General features: G+C 51.8%; 1 protein-coding gene. It reads right to left on the reverse strand.

All coding sequences use genetic code 11. The features are described 5' to 3' along the window. Positions 1-55: 55 nt before the first annotated feature. A partial coding sequence (locus OQ5_RS0112145; protein ID WP_026055271.1) for a Gfo/Idh/MocA family protein occupies positions 56-1,381 on the reverse strand: 1,326 nt, incomplete at its 5' end.

A 1,381-nucleotide genomic window follows, 5' to 3' on the forward strand; every position in this document is an offset into this window, starting at 1 on the left:
CCTATTGTCCTAATTTCAATTGGGCAGGGCCTGGTCGCAGGTTAAAACAGATCCTTTAAGGCATTGGCGGCAGGCTCCATCCGTCGCGGTAGGTGTGTTTAATCAGTTCCTGTGCAAAGGCTTTGGCGCTGACCGGGTCGGTCCACGTTTTATTAAACGTCGGGTGTCCGTCATGAATCTCAAAACCGTCTTTTATTACTGTGCGGATGGTTTCATCGTCGCTGATATTGGTGAACTCCATCTTTTCTCCGTCCCATTCAAGCTCTTTATTCAGACTCTGTAGACGAACAGCCAGCACTCCCATAACAACCATTTCGTTGAACGGACCGGCTTCACGAAATGGGGATGACGGCTCCAGGCGGTTCTCTGCACTCTCTTTACAGGCTCGTACCCAATCCATCTCGTGGCTCAGCTCTATTCGACGCTCCGTCTTCGGAACCTCGGGAACACGACCCGACAGCAGCCACGGGTCTTTTCCGTAACAGCCCGTTACCAGAATATCTTTGGTGCCATGGAACAGCAATCCGCCTCCGGCATCGTTCATGTCTTTGCCCGCCGGCCAGCCTTCAGGTTTCATCGGCTGAAGACCGCCGTCGTACCAGTGGACATCTACCTGCGGCAGTTTCATCTTGCCTTTTCTCCCTCGCTCGGGGAACGTCATCCTGACACGCTGGGCCGTCGGAGCCGATTCGGTCAAAAGCAATGTTGAACTTCCCTGGGCCTTTATCGGATAACCCAGGTCTAAGCCTTTAAACACCGGATGCAAAACGTGGCACGCCATATCTCCCAGGGCTCCTGTGCCAAAGTCCCACCAACCACGGAAATTCCATGGCGTATAAATTTCATTGTAAGGACGCATTGATGCAGGACCGATAAACAAGTCCCAGTTCAATGTTTCCGGAACCCACTGTCCCTGTTCAGGAACATTCAATCCCTGCGGCCATATCGGTCGGTCGGTAAAGGCTTCTACTTTTGTTACTTCACCGATTTCATTATTCTGAAGCCACTCGATGGTTTTGGCTACTCCTTCGCCCGAAGCTCCCTGGTTTCCCATTTGGGTGGCTACTTTATACTTATCGGCCAGCTTTGTCAGCAAACGGGATTCGTAAACCGTGTGGGTAAGCGGCTTTTCAACGTATACATGCTTGCCAAGGGTGATGGCATGCGCAGCAATAATGGCATGTGTATGGTCGGCCGTGGCTACCACTACTGCATCGATGCTGTCGCTCATCTCATCCAGCATCTTGCGCCAGTCCCAGTACTTTTTCGCCTTTGGGAAGTGATCAAAAGCCTTTTTTGCATATCTCCAGTCTACATCACACAAGGCTACGATGTTTTCGCTTTCCATCGCCTTCAGAACCGCGAAGCCGCGACCGCCTAC

Source organism: Anaerophaga thermohalophila str. Valhall (assembly GCF_000250735.1).
GTDB lineage: Bacteria > Bacteroidota > Bacteroidia > Bacteroidales > Marinilabiliaceae > Anaerophaga > Anaerophaga thermohalophila_A.